The 553-nt window shown below is 48.6% G+C and carries 1 protein-coding gene; it reads left to right on the top strand.

All coding sequences use genetic code 11. From position 1 onward, the window contains the following. Positions 1–384, top strand: a 384-nt coding sequence (locus tag H1B37_RS33115; RefSeq protein ID WP_182871539.1) for a deaminase, incomplete at its 5' end; no start/stop codon positions are given. Between the last annotated feature and the right edge of the window lie 169 nt (positions 385–553).

Genomic DNA, 553 nt, shown 5'->3' with positions numbered 1-553 from the left:
GATTTTAGGTTAAAGCATGGTCTGCCCAAATTTGATGAGGCAGTTCCCTCGACCGGCGCGGTTGCACGAGTTCATGTAAACGGGAAAAACTTCTTTGGCCTAAATGGAAGATTCGAAGATCTTTCACCTTCTCTGCGTCGAGCATACTATGAGGCGGCTGGCGTAAGCGGCAACTTAAGATCCGCACATCATGCAGAAGCCATTGCGTTGATGAAGGCATCAGGCGAAATCATGGCTTCGCGCACGCGAAGCATCACCATATACGTTGACCGCGTCACTTGCGGATGGTGTCGACATGACGGCGGTATTGCAGCAATGAAACGTTTTCTAAACATTGACGAGCTATTCGTACTCGATGGCGCTGGAAACATTCGACCTTTTTGAGGAACCGATGATGAGCAGTAAACTTCAGGCTGAATCTCCTTCTGGTGAGGTGCGATTTCTTGAAGTCGACCAATTGCTTGAGTTGCTGACCGATACCGGTGATGATGATTGGTTGATTGGCACAGGCGAAATACAAGCCTCGTCTGTCGATCACGACAACGGATTTTTA

This window comes from Stieleria mannarensis, from assembly GCF_014154935.1.
Taxonomy (GTDB): domain Bacteria; phylum Planctomycetota; class Planctomycetia; order Pirellulales; family Pirellulaceae; genus Stieleria; species Stieleria mannarensis.
This window is presented reverse-complemented; position numbering and strand designations above follow the sequence as displayed.